This is a genomic window from Acinetobacter sp. Ver3, assembly GCF_000632455.1.
Taxonomy (GTDB): Bacteria; Pseudomonadota; Gammaproteobacteria; order Pseudomonadales; family Moraxellaceae; genus Acinetobacter.
The window spans coordinates 1-18,401 of sequence record NZ_JFYL01000023.1; the positions used below are offsets into that span (position 1 = coordinate 1).

At 38.9% G+C, this 18,401-nt stretch carries 18 protein-coding genes and 1 tRNA gene; 8 read left to right on the forward strand and 11 right to left on the reverse strand.

Going from position 1 to position 18,401, the window contains the following annotated elements; translation table 11 throughout:
• Positions 1-7: 7 nt before the first annotated feature.
• Positions 8-1,123, reverse strand: a complete 1,116-nt coding sequence (locus CL42_RS07955) for a transglycosylase SLT domain-containing protein (protein ID WP_035266964.1) — start codon at positions 1,121-1,123, stop codon at positions 8-10.
• A 365-nt stretch (positions 1,124-1,488) separates the two neighbouring features.
• Between CL42_RS07955 and greB the strand changes: the two genes are divergently transcribed.
• Positions 1,489-1,983: a transcription elongation factor GreB gene (gene greB / locus CL42_RS07960; RefSeq protein WP_035266966.1), complete on the forward strand. Its 495-nt coding sequence runs from the start codon at positions 1,489-1,491 to the stop codon at positions 1,981-1,983.
• 90 nt (positions 1,984-2,073) lie between these two features.
• Positions 2,074-2,163 (forward strand) — tRNA-Ser (locus tag CL42_RS07965).
• A gap of 148 nt (positions 2,164-2,311) precedes the next feature.
• Here the strand turns inward: CL42_RS07965 and CL42_RS07970 are convergent.
• The gene (locus CL42_RS07970) at positions 2,312-3,010 is read right to left on the reverse strand and encodes a pirin family protein (protein WP_035266968.1); all 699 of its coding nucleotides are present in this window, start codon (positions 3,008-3,010) and stop codon (positions 2,312-2,314) included.
• 148 nt (positions 3,011-3,158) lie between these two features.
• On the reverse strand, positions 3,159-4,388 hold the full coding sequence (locus CL42_RS07975) for a L,D-transpeptidase family protein (protein ID WP_035266970.1): 1,230 nt from the start codon (positions 4,386-4,388) through the stop codon (positions 3,159-3,161).
• A 205-nt stretch (positions 4,389-4,593) separates the two neighbouring features.
• Here CL42_RS07975 and hemE point away from each other — a divergent pair, with 205 nt between their 5' ends.
• From hemE to CL42_RS07995, 4 genes are all read left to right on the forward strand, one after another.
• Complete coding sequence (gene hemE, locus CL42_RS07980; RefSeq protein ID WP_035266972.1) at positions 4,594-5,667, forward strand: uroporphyrinogen decarboxylase; 1,074 nt, start codon at positions 4,594-4,596, stop codon at positions 5,665-5,667.
• A 17-nt stretch (positions 5,668-5,684) separates the two neighbouring features.
• Positions 5,685-6,485 (forward strand): DUF817 family protein, encoded by an 801-nt coding sequence (locus CL42_RS07985; protein ID WP_035266975.1) that lies wholly within the window; start codon positions 5,685-5,687, stop codon positions 6,483-6,485.
• Positions 6,486-6,635: 150 nt separating this feature from the next.
• A complete protein-coding gene (locus CL42_RS07990) occupies positions 6,636-7,106 on the forward strand; it encodes a DUF3015 family protein (protein ID WP_035266978.1) in 471 nt (156 codons plus the stop codon).
• A gap of 59 nt (positions 7,107-7,165) precedes the next feature.
• Entirely contained in the window at positions 7,166-9,043 is a 1,878-nt protein-coding gene (locus CL42_RS07995) for a DUF4105 domain-containing protein (protein WP_035266979.1), read from the forward strand.
• Positions 9,044-9,088: 45 nt separating this feature from the next.
• On the opposite strand, the gene CL42_RS08000 is transcribed toward CL42_RS07995, so the two are convergent.
• From CL42_RS08000 to CL42_RS08030, 7 genes are all read right to left on the reverse strand, one after another.
• Positions 9,089-9,448: a cupin domain-containing protein gene (locus CL42_RS08000; RefSeq protein ID WP_035266981.1), complete on the reverse strand. Its 360-nt coding sequence runs from the start codon at positions 9,446-9,448 to the stop codon at positions 9,089-9,091.
• Between the two features lie 72 nt (positions 9,449-9,520).
• The gene (gene folE, locus CL42_RS08005) at positions 9,521-10,069 is read right to left on the reverse strand and encodes a GTP cyclohydrolase I FolE (protein ID WP_171076769.1); all 549 of its coding nucleotides are present in this window, start codon (positions 10,067-10,069) and stop codon (positions 9,521-9,523) included.
• 94 nt (positions 10,070-10,163) lie between these two features.
• The gene (locus tag CL42_RS08010; protein WP_035266985.1) at positions 10,164-10,847 is read right to left on the reverse strand and encodes a Smr/MutS family protein; all 684 of its coding nucleotides are present in this window, start codon (positions 10,845-10,847) and stop codon (positions 10,164-10,166) included.
• 120 nt (positions 10,848-10,967) lie between these two features.
• Positions 10,968-12,059: a calcium:proton antiporter gene (locus CL42_RS08015; protein ID WP_035266988.1), complete on the reverse strand. Its 1,092-nt coding sequence runs from the start codon at positions 12,057-12,059 to the stop codon at positions 10,968-10,970.
• A 184-nt stretch (positions 12,060-12,243) separates the two neighbouring features.
• Complete coding sequence (gene trpC, locus CL42_RS08020; RefSeq protein WP_035266990.1) at positions 12,244-13,050, reverse strand: indole-3-glycerol phosphate synthase TrpC; 807 nt, start codon at positions 13,048-13,050, stop codon at positions 12,244-12,246.
• A gap of 18 nt (positions 13,051-13,068) precedes the next feature.
• A complete protein-coding gene (trpD, locus tag CL42_RS08025) occupies positions 13,069-14,115 on the reverse strand; it encodes an anthranilate phosphoribosyltransferase (RefSeq protein ID WP_035266991.1) in 1,047 nt (348 codons plus the stop codon).
• A gap of 9 nt (positions 14,116-14,124) precedes the next feature.
• On the reverse strand, positions 14,125-14,709 hold the full coding sequence (locus CL42_RS08030; protein ID WP_035266995.1) for an anthranilate synthase component II: 585 nt from the start codon (positions 14,707-14,709) through the stop codon (positions 14,125-14,127).
• A 952-nt stretch (positions 14,710-15,661) separates the two neighbouring features.
• On the opposite strand from CL42_RS08030, the gene glnA reads away from it, so the two are divergent.
• Together glnA and CL42_RS08040 are read left to right on the forward strand one after the other, a co-directional pair.
• Entirely contained in the window at positions 15,662-17,077 is a 1,416-nt protein-coding gene (gene glnA, locus CL42_RS08035; RefSeq protein WP_171076768.1) for a type I glutamate--ammonia ligase, read from the forward strand.
• Positions 17,078-17,173: 96 nt separating this feature from the next.
• Positions 17,174-17,452 (forward strand): hypothetical protein, encoded by a 279-nt coding sequence (locus CL42_RS08040; protein WP_035267000.1) that lies wholly within the window; start codon positions 17,174-17,176, stop codon positions 17,450-17,452.
• A 29-nt stretch (positions 17,453-17,481) separates the two neighbouring features.
• Here CL42_RS08040 and CL42_RS08045 read toward each other — a convergent pair whose 3' ends face one another.
• Positions 17,482-18,396 carry a polysaccharide deacetylase family protein gene (locus tag CL42_RS08045; RefSeq protein ID WP_035267002.1) on the reverse strand — a complete coding sequence of 305 codons (915 nt, stop codon included), beginning with the start codon at positions 18,394-18,396 and terminating at the stop codon, positions 17,482-17,484.
• Between the last annotated feature and the right edge of the window lie 5 nt (positions 18,397-18,401).

Genomic DNA, 18,401 nt, shown 5'->3' on the forward strand with positions numbered 1-18,401 from the left:
TTTTTTGTTAAATACTCACCAAACTTGGTGTCGTTTTAATATGTTCTAAATAAGCACGAATACGAGTGACGTATTGGATCGCTTGCTTATAACGCGTATTGTGCGATTGATTACGGTAAAGAAAATCATATACCTGTATCCAATCATTCGGATTTTTTCCTTGGGCTTTTAGGCGCTTCATAATCGCATCTGTGGCACCTGGCCCCATATTGTAAGCCACGAGGGCATACCAATAACGATCATGTTTAGGAATATAATCATATTTCGACATCATCAGATCAAAATACTTCGCACCACCTGCAATACTTTGAGCAGGATCAACACGATTCGACACACCCATTGCTTTTGCTGTGTTGTTGGTGAGCATCATGATGCCACGCACACCTGTAGGAGACACAGAATTCGGTTTTAAGAACGACTCTTGATAGCCTATCGCAGCAAGGAAGTGCCAATCTAAGTCGTATGTTTGGGCTGACTTTTTAAAGCTAGCTTTATAAATTGGCATACGTGTTTTCAGATTGCGCTGAATAGTATCCCAATCATCTTGTTTAACCACGTTGCGGTTGTAGAAAGATGCCATTTGACGGATAGCACCATTTTGCTTGCTTTGACAAACAAAACCGCTGGCAGTATCTGTTAAAGGATCAGCAGCATTCTTAAAAACCCAATTGATTTCTGGATTAAGCCCATTTTTGCGTAAGCTTTCAAGGTCACCACATGATGCGGAAAAACCTGAAAGATTCTTTTGCTCAATGGTCATGATCGATGCTGTGGTCACCGCGAAATGAGCTTTACCTTGCTGCACCATTTTCAAAGCGGCTTCATTACTTTGAACCGTTTTAAAATCGAGTTTTACATTTAAATTTTGAGCATAACTGCTCACCAAGTCATAGCCAAAGCCATGTTTGAAGTTACCGTCTTTAAAAACCACGGTGGGATTTGACACGGCCACCACTGTAAGTTTGTTCGAATTTACAATGGAGTTGTATTGGTTGTCGGTCTTTGTTGCATTTAATGCATGAAATGGGATAAATGCTGTAGCGAGGACCATCGCTTTAAACGAGAGAGAAGAAGTTAGTGAATTAAGGCAAAGCCTCGATCCAGTGTTTGAACTACTGCGCATGTTGTCTCCGCTACAAGTAATTTATGCCCAAAAAAAGCAAAAGCAGTACCGCCTTAAACTTTTATTTAAAGTTGATAAATTCAATTAGGGTGGGCGTCATGAACGTCATTCAAAATGACATGTGTGGGTGGATAAAATATTGAAGAAAAGATCTTCGTACAAAAAGTAATCAAGATAAAACATGGGCGCATATTAATGGTCAATTTTACTCATGTCAAATTTTGTACAAAAAAAATAAAAAACATGGTTTTAAGGTATTGATAAATAAAAAGAAAAAACTTTATAAAATTTTTCCATGTAGAAATGCGGTATAAAATGTTGCAATGTGTCGCTATAACGTAAGCAAAATACTCATTTTATCGCCTATGAAATCGAATTTAATTACCCGAAGTGGGCATGACAAATTGGTCGCAGAACTACAGTATTTATGGCATGAGGAACGACCTGAAATCACCAAAAAAGTGAATTGGGCTGCCAGTTTAGGTGATCGTTCTGAAAACGCAGAATATCAAAACAATAAACAAATTTTACGAAAAATAGACCGTCGTGTTCGTTACCTCGGTAAACGACTTGAAGAGTTGCGGATTATCGATTTTTCTCCTGAACAAGAGGGCAAAGTATATTTTGGCGCTTGGGTAGACATCGAGAACGAGGAAGGACAACTAAAGACGATTCGGATTGTCGGTGTAGATGAAATTTATGATCATCATCCTCAACATATTTCAATAGATTCACCTATGGCACGTGCAATGTTAGGTAAGCAAGTAGATGATGAATTTGAGGTACATACACCCTTGGGGAAAAAAACATGGTTTATTAATTCAATTCGCTATGAAAAGCTCGAAAATTCAGCAAAATAGTGCTTTTTGATTTAAAAATAGGCAGGTGAGCAAAATTTCTTAGAAAAGTGTTTGCCAATTTTAAAAAATATTTATATGATAGCCGCCATTGGAAGCGTGGCAGAGCGGTTTAATGCACCGGTCTTGAAAACCGACGAGGGTGTGAGTCCTCCGTGAGTTCGAATCTCACCGCTTCCGCCAAATTTTTAAAAAGCCACTAATCATTAGTGGCTTTTTTTATTTTCTTCATATTCGTGCGATATTAAGACTGATATTTACTGTTTTATTTAATTTTTTGAGCTTGAGCAAGTCATAAAAAAACCACCCTAAGGTGGTTTCTCTACAGCGTTTAAGCCACTTTTTCTGGAAGATCGAACCAAATCACACGAGCATCTTCTGATGCTTCAATCTGCGCTGGATCAATAAATGCAATAGCATCTCCAGCATTCACAGTGTGTTCAGCGACTTGAATTGAACCACTAATCACATGTAGATAGCTGACATGTTGTGTTGGAACAACTTCAAGTGAATGACCTTTCTCCAAAACAGCTGTTTTAACCTCCGCATTTTGGCGAATATGCATGGGTGCTTGTTCTGTGGGCCCACAAATCAGATGCCATTTGTTCGGTTGTTCAGCAGGATCGAATTGAATTTGTTGGTAATTCGGCTCTGCATTGCGCTGATTTGGAATAATCCAGATTTGCAGTAAATGAACTGTTTCATCACCTTGATTGATTTCACTGTGTTGAATGCCTGTACCAGCACTCATCAGTTGCCATTCACCAGCTTTGATATCACCGTGGTTACCCATACTATCTTTATGTGTAATCGCTCCCTGTAATACACAGGTGAGAATTTCCATATTGTCGTGTGGATGTGTACCGAAACCTTGATGACCAGCAATGAGATCATCATTAATGACACGGAGAGCACTGATGCCCATGTGGTTAGGGTCATACCAGCTCCCAAATGAGAAGCTGTGTTTGGATTCTAACCAACCCATTTTTACATGACCACGTGATTCACTGCGATGTAAATAAGCATTCATGATGATGCTCCTTTCATTATTCTTAAAGATGAAGTTATTTTAATAGTTTAAAATAAATAAGATAGTGGATTAGGACAACTTATCGTTCTAATTTTGAAACGTAAAAAGGATAAAAAAGCCTGCTTGAAGCAGGCTTTTTAAAATTAGATTATTCTAAGAATTTTACGGTAACGCCAGAACGAACTTTATTACCCAAATCATTCGCATCCCAGTTGGTTAAGCGGATACAACCGTGTGAAGCTGTCTTTGAAATACTTGATGGATTAGGTGTGCCGTGAATACCGAACGATTTTTTGCTTAAACCGATCCAGATATTACCTACAGGGCCATTAGGACCAGGTGGTAATGAAAGTGGCTTCAAGTTTTTACCTTGTACAAAGTTACTTGGTGAATAGCTATACCAAGGGTTTTTCGCTACGCCAGTAATTTTGTATGTTCCTGTCGGCGATGGAGTGTCAGCACTACCGATGGTTGCTGGGAATGAACCAACCATTTGGTTTTGTTGGTTAAACAAATAAAGTTGTTTAGCGCCTTTATGTGCCACGATTAAATGAATATTTTCTGGAAGTTCATTGCGAATGTTGGTCACAATAAGCTTTTCACCCGCTTTCTTAAATGTCGCTTTAGGATTCAGTTTCTTGAGAAACTCTTCATCCATATGGAATTTTTCAGCCAGCATTTCACTTACACGAGTGTAATACAGACCTTTCATTTTCGCTTGTAAAGCATAGTCATGAGGAATTGAGGCTGCATAAGGACCTTTTAGGTCTGCTTCAGTAATCGTATATTCGACATAAGCAGGTTTACCAGCTTGGCGTGCAACTAGAGCATCCCAAGTTTCTTTCGTCAAAACACCTGTAGCCTTTAAGCCATTCATTTGCTGGAATGAAGCAATTGCTTTAAGTGTATTTTTTCCACTTGTACCGTCAATAGCACCTGGTGAAGCATGTGAATTATTTAACATTACATGTGCACGGGCATATACAGGGAACTGACCTTTGCCAATATTTTCATACCATTCAGCATTATTCAGACTGTCTAGCGTCCATGAATTTGCTGTAGCAGGTGCTGATGTAGATGGAGCTGGATTTGTCACTGCTGAAGATGCAGGTGCACTGCCAATGTCCGCAGTGCTATCCTCAGTTCTTTCTAGGTTTTGAAGCGTATCTGCAGCTTGATTTAGATCATTTTGCTCTTGCTGGCTAATTTGGGCTTCAGAGCTAGATTCTACCGCGAGAGGATCAATTGGATCTTGAATAGTATCTAAACTCGTTTTTGTAATTGGAGAAAGCGGTTGTTCAGCAGTACCAGAAGCAGCCAATGCAGTTCCAGACATAATACAACTTAAACTCAAAGCAAGAATTGAGCGAACGAACATGTAATTCAACCTTAAGAATTATTCATATTGATTTATAAAAACACGGACAAAGTATTGCAGAAAAAACACGGATATGCAGTATTTGTTTTGTTTAAATCAAATAAATTCCGATAGTCTCAATCTTTATTTTCATTCTAACTAAATACTTTAAAGTGCAGCTTTTTGGTATGATGAATGGAATTTCAATTTTGCATCGAGAAAGTAAATGACGACCTTAAAAAATGATCGTTTTCTGCGTGCCTTATTACGTGAACCTGTGGACTGCACGCCAGTTTGGATGATGCGTCAGGCTGGTCGATATTTACCTGAATATCGTGCGACACGTGCAACTGCGGGTGATTTTCTTTCTTTGTGCAAAAATAATGACTTTGCTTGTGAAGTGACTTTACAGCCGCTTCGTCGCTATGACTTAGATGCAGCCATTCTATTTTCAGATATTTTGACTGTTCCTGATGCTTTGGGCTTAGGACTATATTTTGAAGCAGGGGAAGGACCAAAATTTAAGAAAACAGTCCGTACTGAACAAGATGTAGCCCAATTACCAAAAATTGATGCTAAATCGGACTTAGACTATGTCATGAATGCAGTGTCGACAATTCGCTCAGCATTAGGTGGTCAAGTACCGCTAATTGGGTTTTCTGGAAGCCCATGGACACTCGCAACTTACATGATCGAGGGTGGGTCGAGTAAAGATTTCCGTTACACCAAGCAAATGATGTATGCACAACCTGAAGTTTTACATGCCTTGTTAGATCATTTGGCTGATTCAGTCATAGATTATTTGAACGCACAGATTGAGGCAGGTGCGCAGGCGATTCAAATTTTTGACAGTTGGGGGGGGGCACTCGCACATCGAGAATATCAAGAATTTTCACTCAATTATATGCACAAAATCGTGAAAGGTTTAAAGCGTGAAAATGATGGTCGCAAAGTACCAGTAATTTTATTTACCAAAGGTGGTGGTCAATGGTTAGAGCCTATGATCGCAACTGGCGCTGATGCGTTTGGACTGGATTGGACAACCCCTTTAAATGTTGCACGTCAAACTGTTGCTGGTCGCGCTGCCCTACAAGGTAATTTAGACCCTGCAACATTATATGGCTCTCCTGCGAGTATCGAAAAGTCAGTAAAACTAATGCTCGATGATGCCTATGCTGCTGGTGAAAAAACGGGTTATGTTGCAAACCTTGGACACGGTATCACCCAATGGGTAGATCCTGCGAATCCTAAAGTTTTCATTGATACGGTACATGAGTACAGCGCAAAATATTTAGGCTAAACATTTAGGATGAATGTGTGAGCTTTTTAAAATCATTGTTTGAGTTTCATTATAAGGCAGCATCCGCTGCCTTATTTGGTATTTTATTACTGCTTGCCTTTGCTTTGACGGCTTCGATGGGGCATCAAGAATATTATGGATTGTACCGATACGACTACCTCTTGATTTATGCAGTGGTTATTCAGGTCTGTTTACTGCTTTTAAAGTTAGAGTCTTGGGCTGAAGCCAAAGTTATTGCAATTTTTCATATGGTGGCCATGGTCATGGAGATTTTCCTGACACATCCACAGATTGCATCATGGCAATATCCGCAACCTGCGGTATTTAAGATTATGACCGTACCACTTTTTGCGGGATTTATGTATTCTGCCGTGGGCAGTTTTTTTGCTCGTTCACTCAGGCTCTATCGTGTAGAAATTGAGAACTTACCTAGTTTTTTTAATATGCTGAGTTTAGCGATTTTGTCCTATTTAAACTTTATGACGAAGTTCTTTATCCCAGATATACGATATTTACTGTTTGCATGGAGCGTGTTGATATTTTGGAAAACTAAAATAACGTTCAAGCTTAAATATCATGAGATGACCTTGCCAATGCTTCCTGTGCTTTTGTTGTTGGCATTTATTATTTGGATTGCTGAAAATATTAGTACTTTTTATCAAATTTGGTTGTATCCAACGCAAGTGGAACAGTGGCATATGGTGGGATGGGGGAAACTTGGTTCTTGGTATCTCCTATTAATGCTGAGTTTAGTATTGGTGTTAAAAATCTTAGGTGAACGGAATTCACAGGGTTTGTGGCGATTGAAGGGCGAATAAGTTAATTCATCAAAAAAACTCGATACTTGATGGCATTGGTAAGATTTGTTTTGCGTTCTTGGCTTGATATCGCTATGTTAAAGAAGTTCGTAAAAGAACAAAATTGGAACAATAAAGAACACTTGAGCACATCAAGTTTGGAGTGATGTTATGTATAAAAAATTAGCTTTAGCTGCGGTATTGGCAGTAGGATCAACAGCTGCATTTGCTGACCGTGATGTGGGTTGTGGTATCGGTTCACAAGTTTGGGCAGGTCAGTCTGGTAAAGTTGCAAAAATCTTAGCAGGTACGACCAACGGTTTATTTGCTAACCAATTATTCGGTATTACTTTCGGGACGTTAGGCTGTAGTGGTACAGGTACAGTAACAGCACAAGCAGTAACATTTACAAATGAAAATGCCGAAGCTCTTGCACGTGATATGGCGGTAGGTGAGGGGGAAAGTCTTAACGTCCTTGCAGAGCTTCTGAATATTAAATCTGAAGATAAAGCACGTTTCTTTGCAGTATCAAAAGAAAATTTCTCTGAAATTTATTCAGCGGACAATCAAGATGCATTCCAAGTCCTTGCATCTCTTCAAACTGTTATGTCTCAAGACGAAGTATTAAAAGCTTACGTTTAATTGCGAAAACCCTGTCTTATGGCAGGGTTTTTTTGTTTCATCATTATTAAGTTCATTTTATGAAATTTGCTTTTTTTTCTGCCTTGATTGTCAGTAGCTTTCTGACACATGCATATACTTCTCCAGTTGAACAATATATTGCACAAGCACAACACCATCAGCTTGATAAAAATAAAACTTGGCAAAGATTAATGTATGCACATCAAGAGAAGAGTGAAGTCAGCTATTCAGGATTTTTTTTTAGTGCAAATGGTGCAGATAATTTAGAAGAGGAGCTGAATGCAAATATTCGTGAATTATTTATAGATCGAGGACAAGATCAATCCATTTTATGTCGTTTCCCAGCTCGCTCTGCATGGTTAATAGAACAACTGAAAATAAAACAAGAGGAGCTTCCTAAAGCAGATTGTCCTGCTCTAGAGAAATGGATTGGACAGATTAAACCGTATCAAGCAACATTGATTTATGCGACAGATTTCATGGGAAATCCAAGTTCGATGTTTGGTCATACCTTGCTGCGTCTTGATCCTAAAGATCAAAAAGAGCTTAATCTTATTTCTTATGCAGTCAACTACGCCGCGACGGTCGAAAATAGTGATAGTTTTTCTTTTGCTTGGAAAGGTTTAACGGGTCAATATCCAGGTGAATACTCGTTAATGCCCTACTATCGAAAAGTAAAAGAGTATGGTGATTTCGAAAGCCGTGATTTGTGGGAATACGAATTAGCATTAAACCCAGAAGAAACAACACGTTTAGTACAACATATCTGGGAGTTAAAGCATGTCCAATTTCCCTATTATTTTATAAGTGATAATTGTGCCTACCGCTTATTGGGACTCATTGATTTGGTAAAACCCGATGCCAATCTACAAGTACAGTTTAGTCATACTGCAATTCCAGTCGAAACCATCAAAGCGGTGCAGCAGCAAGGCCTCATTAAAGATACTGTTTATCGCCCAGCACTTGAAACGCAGTTACTTCATCAAGCCAAACAACATGGTAATGACTTAGCACATTCGGCACATCAATTAACGCTGGTGCAACCAGCACAAATGCGTGAATTTTTAGCTCAATTTACGGCCAAGGATCAGGCGCGTATTCTTGAGATGGCATATGATCATTTGTATCTACAGCTTATTTCTCAAAAAATCGAAGCGAGTATTGCGCAACCTAAAATACGACAAATTTTGAGTTTAAGAAGTCAACTCCCTGTTGAAAAACAACGTACTGAAGTGGCAAGACCACGAATTGACCCTGTGGATGGGCATCATGCTCGAAAAACATCGATTGAGTTTGGACGAGTGCAGGACGATACGTTTGTGCAGATCAATCATCGACTAGCGTATCATGATTTATCTGATCCTCAGGGGGGATACCGACTTGGAACACAGTTGAAATTTCTTGAGGGAAGTCTTGAGCTTCGGAATGATCAACTCAAGTTGGCTGATTTGGATCTTTTAGAATTGAATTCTTATAATCCAATTACGCCTTTTAAGACGCCGTTGAGCTGGGGATTTGGATTCGGTTGGAAGCAAATCTCAATTGATGATTCTGGAAATTTCAGTGATACCGAGCAACATGGTGTTTTGAATCTATCAACACAGTTTGGATATAGTTGGGCAGATGCAGATCGTGAACACCTGTGTTATGCGCAGATGCAGAATCATATTCAAGCTGGAAAAATTTTAGAAAAGGGCTGGAGATTGGGGCTAGGGCCAACTGTAGGTTGCCAAAGTTTATGGTCAGATCGAGTGAATAGCTTAGTGCAAATTGAAATCCCTTTTTGGGAAGATCAGCAGGATTGGCAGCTCGGACTACGATCCTCAGTTCAGTATGCACTTAACTCGCAAAGTGCTATCTCTATTCACTGGAATTATCAATTACAAGAACAGCATGATTGGCATCAAACCAGTTTAGGATTTACACGCTATTGGTAAATACACAGTACTAGGAAGTACTGTGTTGAAAGGTGAAGCTTGTTTTTAAACGATTACATTCACATAGTACTTTTTCACTTTCTCAACGACTTCGAATGTTCCAATGAATCCTGGTGGTATTACACCTGCTTGACCTGCCGAAACTTCGATAAAGTGATTTTTACTTTGAGTGTGGATGCGAACTTTTCCTTCTATAATTTGAAAGAATTCTTGTTTATTGTCGGCAAATTGAATATTCCAAGCACCAACTTCACATTCCCAAATCCCACAGTCCATATGCTCGTGTTCATAAAGACTGTAGGTGTGACGTTCGGGATTGCCTTGGACGAGACGATCAGGACGCGGGAAGTCGACTGACTTTTCTGCGTGTTGTTGACCTTGACCTGCAACATGAAGAGATGTCATATATTCACCTTAAGAAATTGAGCCTTGGAATACGGTCTAAAAAAAACCTCAACAAGGTTGAGGTTTTATGAATTAATAACTTTCTGGAACAGCGCTCAGAAACTCGCGACGTTCATCTTTGTTAGTTTTAAAGTCCCCAACAAATGATACTGTACGAGTGGTTGACTCTTGTTTGCCTACACCACGCATCATCATACACATATGTGCTGAATCAATGACAACAGCTACGCCTCTAGCACCAGTCACTTGAGCCACAGCTTCAGCAATCTGTTGAGTTAGATTTTCTTGAATCTGTAGACGACGGGCAAACATTTCAGTAATACGTGCAAATTTAGATAAACCTAAAACTTGACCTTCTGGTAAGTAGGCAATATGCACACGTCCATAGAACGGCAGTAAATGATGTTCACAAAGCGAATAGAATTCGATGTTCTTGACCAAAACCATTTCACGGTTGTCTGAAGGGAAGACCGCATTGTTGGTCACTTCTTCAAGCGTTTGGCTATAACCTGACGTCAAATACGAAAAAGCTTTAGCAGCACGCATTGGTGTATCTTTAAGACCAGGACGAGTAAGATCTTCGCCAACGGCAGTTAAAATGTTGGCGTAGGATTGCTGCATAGACATAAGACGTGTTCACTTACACAGATGTTGAACAAGGACGGCATTGTATCAGAAAACGATTACAATGCCGTATATTCAGAAAAAATTCCGATTATTGAGTAAATTTTGGATTCTTTTCTGCACGTTTAAGCAGAACTAAGACCGCGCCAGTGCCACCTTGTTTTTCAGGCGCACTGACAAAAGCCAAAACATCACGATGTTGTCTGAGCCAACTATTAACATAGGTTTTTAAAACAGCTTCAGGACCTTTACCATGAACAATTTTAATGACGTTTTGATTTTGCTCTTTCGCCATCTGAATAATTTGCAATACAGCTGAACGTGCTTCTTCTACGGTACAGCCATGCAAATCAACTGCTTCAAACCAACGTAAATTTCCAGCTTTCAGATCTTCAAATACTTTATGTTGTAAGGTCGCAATTCGATAACTCAGACTGGCCTGACTGCCAACTGGATTGAGCATGGCTTGAGTATCAGACATCACAGTTTCATCAGTATGCATTGGACCTTCAGCAGCAGCACGTTTTGCTAAGGTTTGAGCATCCAATTTCTTTTTTAATGGTTTCTCAATTTTTGCAATATTGCCATGATCAATTTTTTGAACACCTTGCATCTGCTGACGAAAGAGTTCTAAATCTTCCTCATGCTCTTGTTCAACCGTCTTTTCAATAGGTTTAGGAGCTTCAACACGAGGAGCAGGATTACTGATTTGTTTCTTAAACTGTTTCAGTAAATTAAATTGATCTTTTGATAAAGAAGAATCATGTTTACTCATAACGTGTTTGTAACTTTAAAGTGGAAGATGAATGAATGTGATTATAATCCGAAAACCCCTCAACTTTGTAGTGAGGAGTATTTAAGTTGATTTTAACAGGTTAAATTAAGTGGAGATAACTTAAGGGACAAAGCTAAAAAATAGGTATGTGGCAAAAATACACAGATGTACAATGCCTGGCAAAATGGTGGTGTATCCAGTACGCAGAGAATTTGAAACAACAAAAAGTGATAGTACGAGTAATGCTAATGATTTTGCATCTAAACCTAACTCGAGTGTCCAGCCCATGCCGATCGCAAAAAAAGCCACCACAGGAATCGTAAGTCCGATACTTGCAATTGCAGAACCTATGGCTAAATTTAAACTTGATTGAAGCCGATTTGCTTTTGCTGCACGAATAGAAGCTCCAAACTCTGGCAGTAATACAATTGCTGCAATTATGATCCCAAGGGTCGCTAACGGTGCGCCAAACTGAGTCAGTAGGCTTTCAAGTGTTGGAGAAATTCCTTTTGCTGACAATACCACAGCAATCAAAGAGACGATCAGCATTATTAAGCTGATCATGACAGTATGAATACTAGGAATGAAGACATCTTCTTCTACAGCATTCTGATCGACTTCTACTGGTAGGAAGTAGTCACGATGACGTACAGTTTGGAAAAAAGTAAACGCTGAAAATAATATCAAAGTAATGATGGCGATAAAAAATAATTGTGAATTGTTGTAGCTGCCAATAGCTGGTGAGTTAGTCACATAATTTGGCAATACCATGGCAATAACAATAATGACGGTCATGGTGCCTAAAGCAGCAGTGACACCTTCTAAATTAAAGCCTTGAACTTGATGTTTAGTGGCACCTAATAATAAGCTTAGACCAATGATTGCATTTAAGATGATCATCACCGCTGCAAAAATCGTATCACGTGCAAGCCCCATGGCTTCAGGACCACCTGACATCATCATTGAAACAATCAGTGCAACTTCGATAATCGTGACGGATAATGCCAACACTAACGTACCAAACGGTTCTCCTACTTTATGAGCAATAACTTCTGCATGATGCACAGCAGTCACTACACTGCCAATCAGACCAACACAAAGTAATGTGACAATAAATGGAAAGCTTGGAACAAGATGATATACACCCAGAATAACCAGTGAAACTATAGGTATAGCAATGGTCCATGTGGGATTAAAGCGATTCGTTTTCATAAGATTATGTTCTATTTATTGTTGAAAAATAATGATAAGTGTTTGATGGTTTATTAATCAAATTTATTTTGAATTTGTTCTAGCTATTGTTGTTGGAATTAATGGAGGCAAGAATGGATTCGGGAATCCATTCTTATCAGGTCTAAAGCTTAGAATTTGAAAACCTTACCACAGAATATTAGAGTTAAATATTCTGCGGTTCGCCAAACAATGCGGTAAAGGCATGATCAGGACGAGGCTGTTTCATAAAACTTTCACCCACAAGGAAAGTGTGAATGTCATTTTCTTGCATCATGGCAACATCGGCAGGCGTAGCAATGCCACTTTCAGTCACCAGTAAACGCGAAGGATCAAGTAATTTTTTCAAACGTAAAGATGTATTTAAATTAACATCGAAAGTTTTTAAATTACGATTATTAACGCCTAATAAACAACGATCTGACAATTTGAGAGCACGTTCTAGTTCATATTCATCATGCACTTCAACCAGTACATCTAAATGATGTTCAAATGCAGTTTTCGACATTTCCTCAAGTTGTTGATCTGAAAGACATGCAACAATGAGAAGGATACAGTCTGCATGCAATGCACGAGCTTCAATCACACCATAAGGATCGATTAAGAAATCTTTTCTTAGTGCAGGCAAATCACAGTGAGAGCGAGCAATATGAATGTTTTCATCGGCACCTTGGAAGAAATCAATATCTGTAAGTACTGATAAACATGCCGCACCCGCTGATTGATACTGTTCAGCTATTTCAGCAGGATTGAAGTTTTCTCGAATAATGCCTTTAGATGGAGATGCTTTTTTGATTTCAGCAATGACAGCAGGACGTTTGTGTTGTAGCGCTTGAGCAAAACCGCGAACAGGGCTAGCGGCTTGAGCGAGTTCTTCGACGTCCTTATAACTACGTTGTTTTAATCGTGCAGCAAATTCTTCTTGTTTACGGTCAACAATTTTGCCAAGAATAGTATTCGCGATATCTAACATAAGAATGTCCTGACTTAATTAAGCTTCATAATGTTTTATTGTTTTTGTGAATTCAGAAAGCACATCCATCTTTTCAAGTGCCTGACCACCATAAATGATGTCATGTGCTAATGCCACACCTTGTTTATAGCTCGAAGTTAAACCTGAGACATAAATACCAGCACCAGCATTTAATGCAATCATACTGGCCGCTTTTTCACCTTTCGGTGACTTTTTCTTACCTAGTGCATCTTTGATCAGTGCCAAACTTTCAGCAGAGCTATCAACAGATAAATGCGTCAATGTTTGAGACTCAATCTCTACATCCTCAGGGAGGATTTCCCATTCAGTAATTTCACCATTTTTTAACTCAGCAACATAGGTGGATGAAGCAAGACTGATTTCATCTAGCCCATCTTTAGAGTGAACAACCATGACGTGCTCAGCACCAAGTTGCTTAAGAACTTCAGCAATAGGTCGACATAATTCTGTTGAGAACACGCCAATCACAAAGCGCTTTACACCAGCCGGATTCGTAAGCGGGCCAAGTAAGTTGAAAATGCTTCTGAAGCCCAATTCTTTACGAGGACCTGCTGCATACTTCATTGCTTTATGATGGTTTGGAGCAAAGAGAAAACCCACACCCAAATCGCGGATGCAGCGTTCAGTCTGTGCCATATTTAGGTCGAGATTAATACCAGCTTGTTCTAATAGATCTGACGAGCCTGATTTTGATGACACACCTCGGCCACCGTGTTTGGCAATCGTTGCACCTGCCGCTGCAATTACAAAACTTGATGCAGTTGATACATTAAACAGGTTTTGTCCATCACCACCCGTGCCAACGATATCGACTAAGTATGGAAGATCACTGACATCAATCTTGATCGCGTATTCACGCATCACACGTGCAGCAGCAGTAATTTCGTCAATACTTTCGCCTTTTAAACGCAAACCCATCATTAATGCACCGATTTGTGCATCAGTCGCTTCACCATCCATAATGGTGCGCATAACAGCTTCCATTTGAGGCTGCGTTAATTCAATATTTTTCGTAATGTTGTTCAATGCTTGTTGAATATTCATGTCTTGCTCTTACGCATAAATTTCTAAGAAGTTTTGGAAAATTTTGTGGCCATGTTGGCTGAGTATCGATTCTGGATGGAACTGAACACCTTCAACGGGAAGGGTTTTATGTTTCACACCCATAATTTCTTCCATAGAACCATCTTCTTCATTGGTCCAACACGTCACCTCTAAACATTCAGGCAAAGTCGCTTGATCAATGACTAAAGAATGATAGCGAGTCGCTGAGAATGGAGAGGGTAGATTGCTAAAGATCCCTTGATCAGAGTGGTACATGTCAGATAAGCGCCCGTGCATTACTTTTTTTGCACGAACAATATCTCCACCAAATGCTTGCCCGATACTTTGGTGACCTAAGCACACACCAAGCAGTGGTATCTTGCCTGAAAAGTGTTGAATCGCTGGGATTGAAATACCTGCCTCATAGGGAGAGCAGGGACCAGGTCCAATGACGAGATATTTTGGTTGCCATCGCTCAATATCCTCCAAAGTCACGGCATCATTACGGACCACTTTTACTTCCTGATTTAACTCGCCAAAATATTGGACGATGTTGTAGGTAAAAGAGTCATAGTTGTCGATCATCAGAAGCATTTTAAGCTTAACCTCTTGAAATTTATAATTTAACTTAATTTAGCTTTGTTATTCACGTTGATAAGATGCATCACAGAGTGTTGACTGCATCCTTGTCTAGTAACCCAAAGCGATTAAGTGGCAGTTATCATAGCAGATTCTTTTATCAGCGCAGGTTAAATTTTGGGGTTCAAAACATCAGCAATATTGATCACTTAAATCAAATTAATGTGTGAATGAATGGTTCTAGGTGAAGAGCGCTAATAAATGAAATATTGATCTGAATCTAAAAGCTCATACGTGTTGTTCATAAGTTTTTTTAATCATTCTGTTTGATGAGTAAGATTTGTTTTAAAAACAAACAAACAAAATGCACTCAGTAAATTTATAATTTATAAGATTTAGTCTCGCGGTCGTTCACTTTTACATCATTTATCTAAGATATTTAATTTTACTGAACTAATATGATGCACAAAATTTAGATTCATCATGGCTCGATGTGTATTAATAAAGTCATGATTGAGTTGGAATTTTAGTCTTTCAAGTAAAAAATAATTATTAAAGCTTTTTAATTATTGATATATAAAACAAGGCATTAAATGCATGTGTCTGAAAATTTGATCCATTTTTCTAATTTATAAAAATTTATAAAATATATCGTTTGGTAAATTAAGCAATTAAATCCCTAAATAAACTTGACTTTAAGTTTAATAATTAAACGATCATGCTCTGGGATGCACCATTTTGATACAGGTTGTAAATAAATATTTTTTATTACGATGAACTGTGCCTGAATATGGTGCATTTAGTTTTAAGCACAGTATAATAGTCACAAAGCAAAGTGAATAAAGCTGTTAATCTGATAAGGATTTCAAGATTTTAGCTTTGCTTTTAAAAGTTGGTACGGTAATTGCTTTAAAACTACCAACTACTAACACGCACTAAATGTGCAACAAAAAATCATCGGAGCAAAATGAGCATGGCGAACAAGGTCCTACAACTCATCCAAGAAAGTGGCGCAAAATGGGTAGACTTCCGTTTTACGGACACTAAGGGTAAAGAACAACATGTTACTTACCCAGCAGATACTATCGATGAAGATACTTTTGAAGATGGTAAAATGTTCGACGGTTCTTCAATTGCTGGTTGGAAAGGTATCGAAGCGTCTGACATGATCTTACGTCCAGATGCTGAAACAGGTTTTATCGACCCGTTTTTTGCAGAGCCAACTGTAGTGGTGACTTGTGATGTTATTGAGCCATCTACTGGTCAAGGTTATGACCGTGACCCACGTTCAATTGCTCGCCGTGCAGAAGAATATTTAAAATCTACTGGTATTGGTGATACTGCTTTCTTTGGTCCAGAACCAGAATTCTTCGTATTTGACGAAGTTAAATGGGACATCGATATGTCTGGTGCTCGCCATACATTAATCGCTGAAGAAGCTGCTTGGTCTACAGGTAATTCTTACGAATCAGGTAACTCAGGCCACCGTCCACGCGTTAAAGGTGGTTACTTCCCAGTGCCTCCAGTTGATTCTCACCACGATATGCGTGCAGAAATGTGTGCGAAAATTGAAGACATCATGGGGCCAGGTCGTGTAGAAGTACATCACCATGAAGTTGCATCTTGCCAATTAGAAATTGGTGTGAGCTTCAACACAATGGTTCGTAAAGCTGATGAAGTACAACAGTTTAAATATGCTGTTTGGAACGTTGCTCATCAATATGCTAAAACTGCAACGTTTATGCCTAAACCAATGGTTGGTGATAACGGTTCTGGTATGCACGTTCATATGTCAATTTCTAAAGACGGCAAGAACTTGTTTGCTGGTGATGAATATGCAGGCCTTTCAGAAATGGCATTGTATTTCATTGGCGGTATCATCAAGCACGCACGCTCATTAAATGCGATTACTAACCCTTCTACAAACTCGTATAAGCGTTTAGTGCCACATTATGAAGCGCCAATTATGCTTGCTTACTCAGCGCGTAACCGTTCAGCTTCTATCCGTATTCCATACGTTTCTAGCCCGAAAGGTAAACGTATTGAAGCACGTTTCCCAGATCCAATGATGAACCCGTACTTAGGTTTTGCTGCATTGTTAATGGCGGGTATCGACGGTATTCAAAACAAGATTCATCCAGGTGAAGCTTCAGACAAGAATTTGTATGATCTACCTCCTGAAGAAGAAGCAAAAATTCCTACAGTTGCACACAGCTTGGATATGGCTTTAGAAGCTCTTCAAGCGGATCACGATTACCTACTTAAAGGTGGCGTATTCACTAAAGAAATGCTTGATGCTTACATTGAGCTTAAAACTGAAGAAGTTCGTCGTCTTAATACGACAACTCACCCAGTTGAATTTGATATGTACTACAGCCTGTAATTCGTTCACGAATTTCGCTGTAAAAAACCCGCGCAATGCGCGGGTTTTTTTGTGTTTTGAGTTAAAATAAATGTAGTCAAATATGAGAAATATTTCATGGCAAAGCCACGTAAAAAGCACACGGGATTTTTTCCTTGGAATGATCCAAGTGATCACGAAAAAGGATTCAAGCTCAATTTTTCTGAAGTGACCTATTTGGAAGTTGGCAGAACCATCGAAGGCTATAAGCAGGCACAATTTCTTGAACTAAGAAATCCTGATTTGGCTTTACAATTTGATTATCCACATGAATTTTATATCAGTGCCGAAGGTTTTATTTTAGTAAAAACGCCACAAGGCAAATTTGAAGTGATTGCAAAATCTGACAATGCTTGAATGTGTGTAGCTGCGCCTAAAACTAAGATTTATTCCTTGTGATCATCCAAGTCATATTTGAGTAAGTTTTCACGCTCATAAGGTGCATCCTCAGCAGGATATCTTAAACTTTCAATATTTTGGCTTTTGGCGATAGACCATATAATACTCTCCCCAGCGGGGATATTAGGGCTGAAATTCTGATATAGCGAATCAGCATAAGCATCTGCTGCATTGATTATTGTCCACCCTTTGCTTTCTAAGGCTAAAACGATCTCGCCTAGAAACTGTCCATTAATCGCATTCGTGTGGAGTAACAATACATGCTGAGGAGAGCGTTGAAGAGTTTGTAATGCGAGTGAATCATAATATTCTGCTCGATCAAGAAGATGATCAATATAAGCCTGCTTCAATCTTTTAATGTGTGACGTTTTACCTGCTTTTAGATACGCTAGATATTTTTGATTATAAAACCAGTCACTTGCATCAATACTGACACCACCATGTTGGTAGTGATTTTGCTTTAACCAGTGTTGGACTTGATCTCTTTTCGCAATATTATTGCCTTCTTTGAGATAAGGGTACCTAAAGATTCTCCTAAAGTTTTTTAAATCACGAAAAACTAATTCATTAATTCTAATGCTTTTGATGTAGTCTTTCGCCAAAATTTCAGGTTTATTTAAATTTTCATGAAAAGCACTGTGATTGCCGACAATATGTCCGTGTTTATCCCATTGACGTATTAAGTCTTTACCCGCATTGTCACCGATTTTGATGTAACTTGTGAAAATGATCGATTGAATATTTTTGGATTTTAAATGCGCTAGTATTTGTTGATTAATGTGTGGAGCAGTAGGATCGATAGTTGGATTTAATCCATCATCAAAACTCAGTGCTAATTGACGAGCATGAGCTTGGGAAAGAAATAACAGTGATATAAATAAGTACAAGCTAAATTTAAGCATGTTTA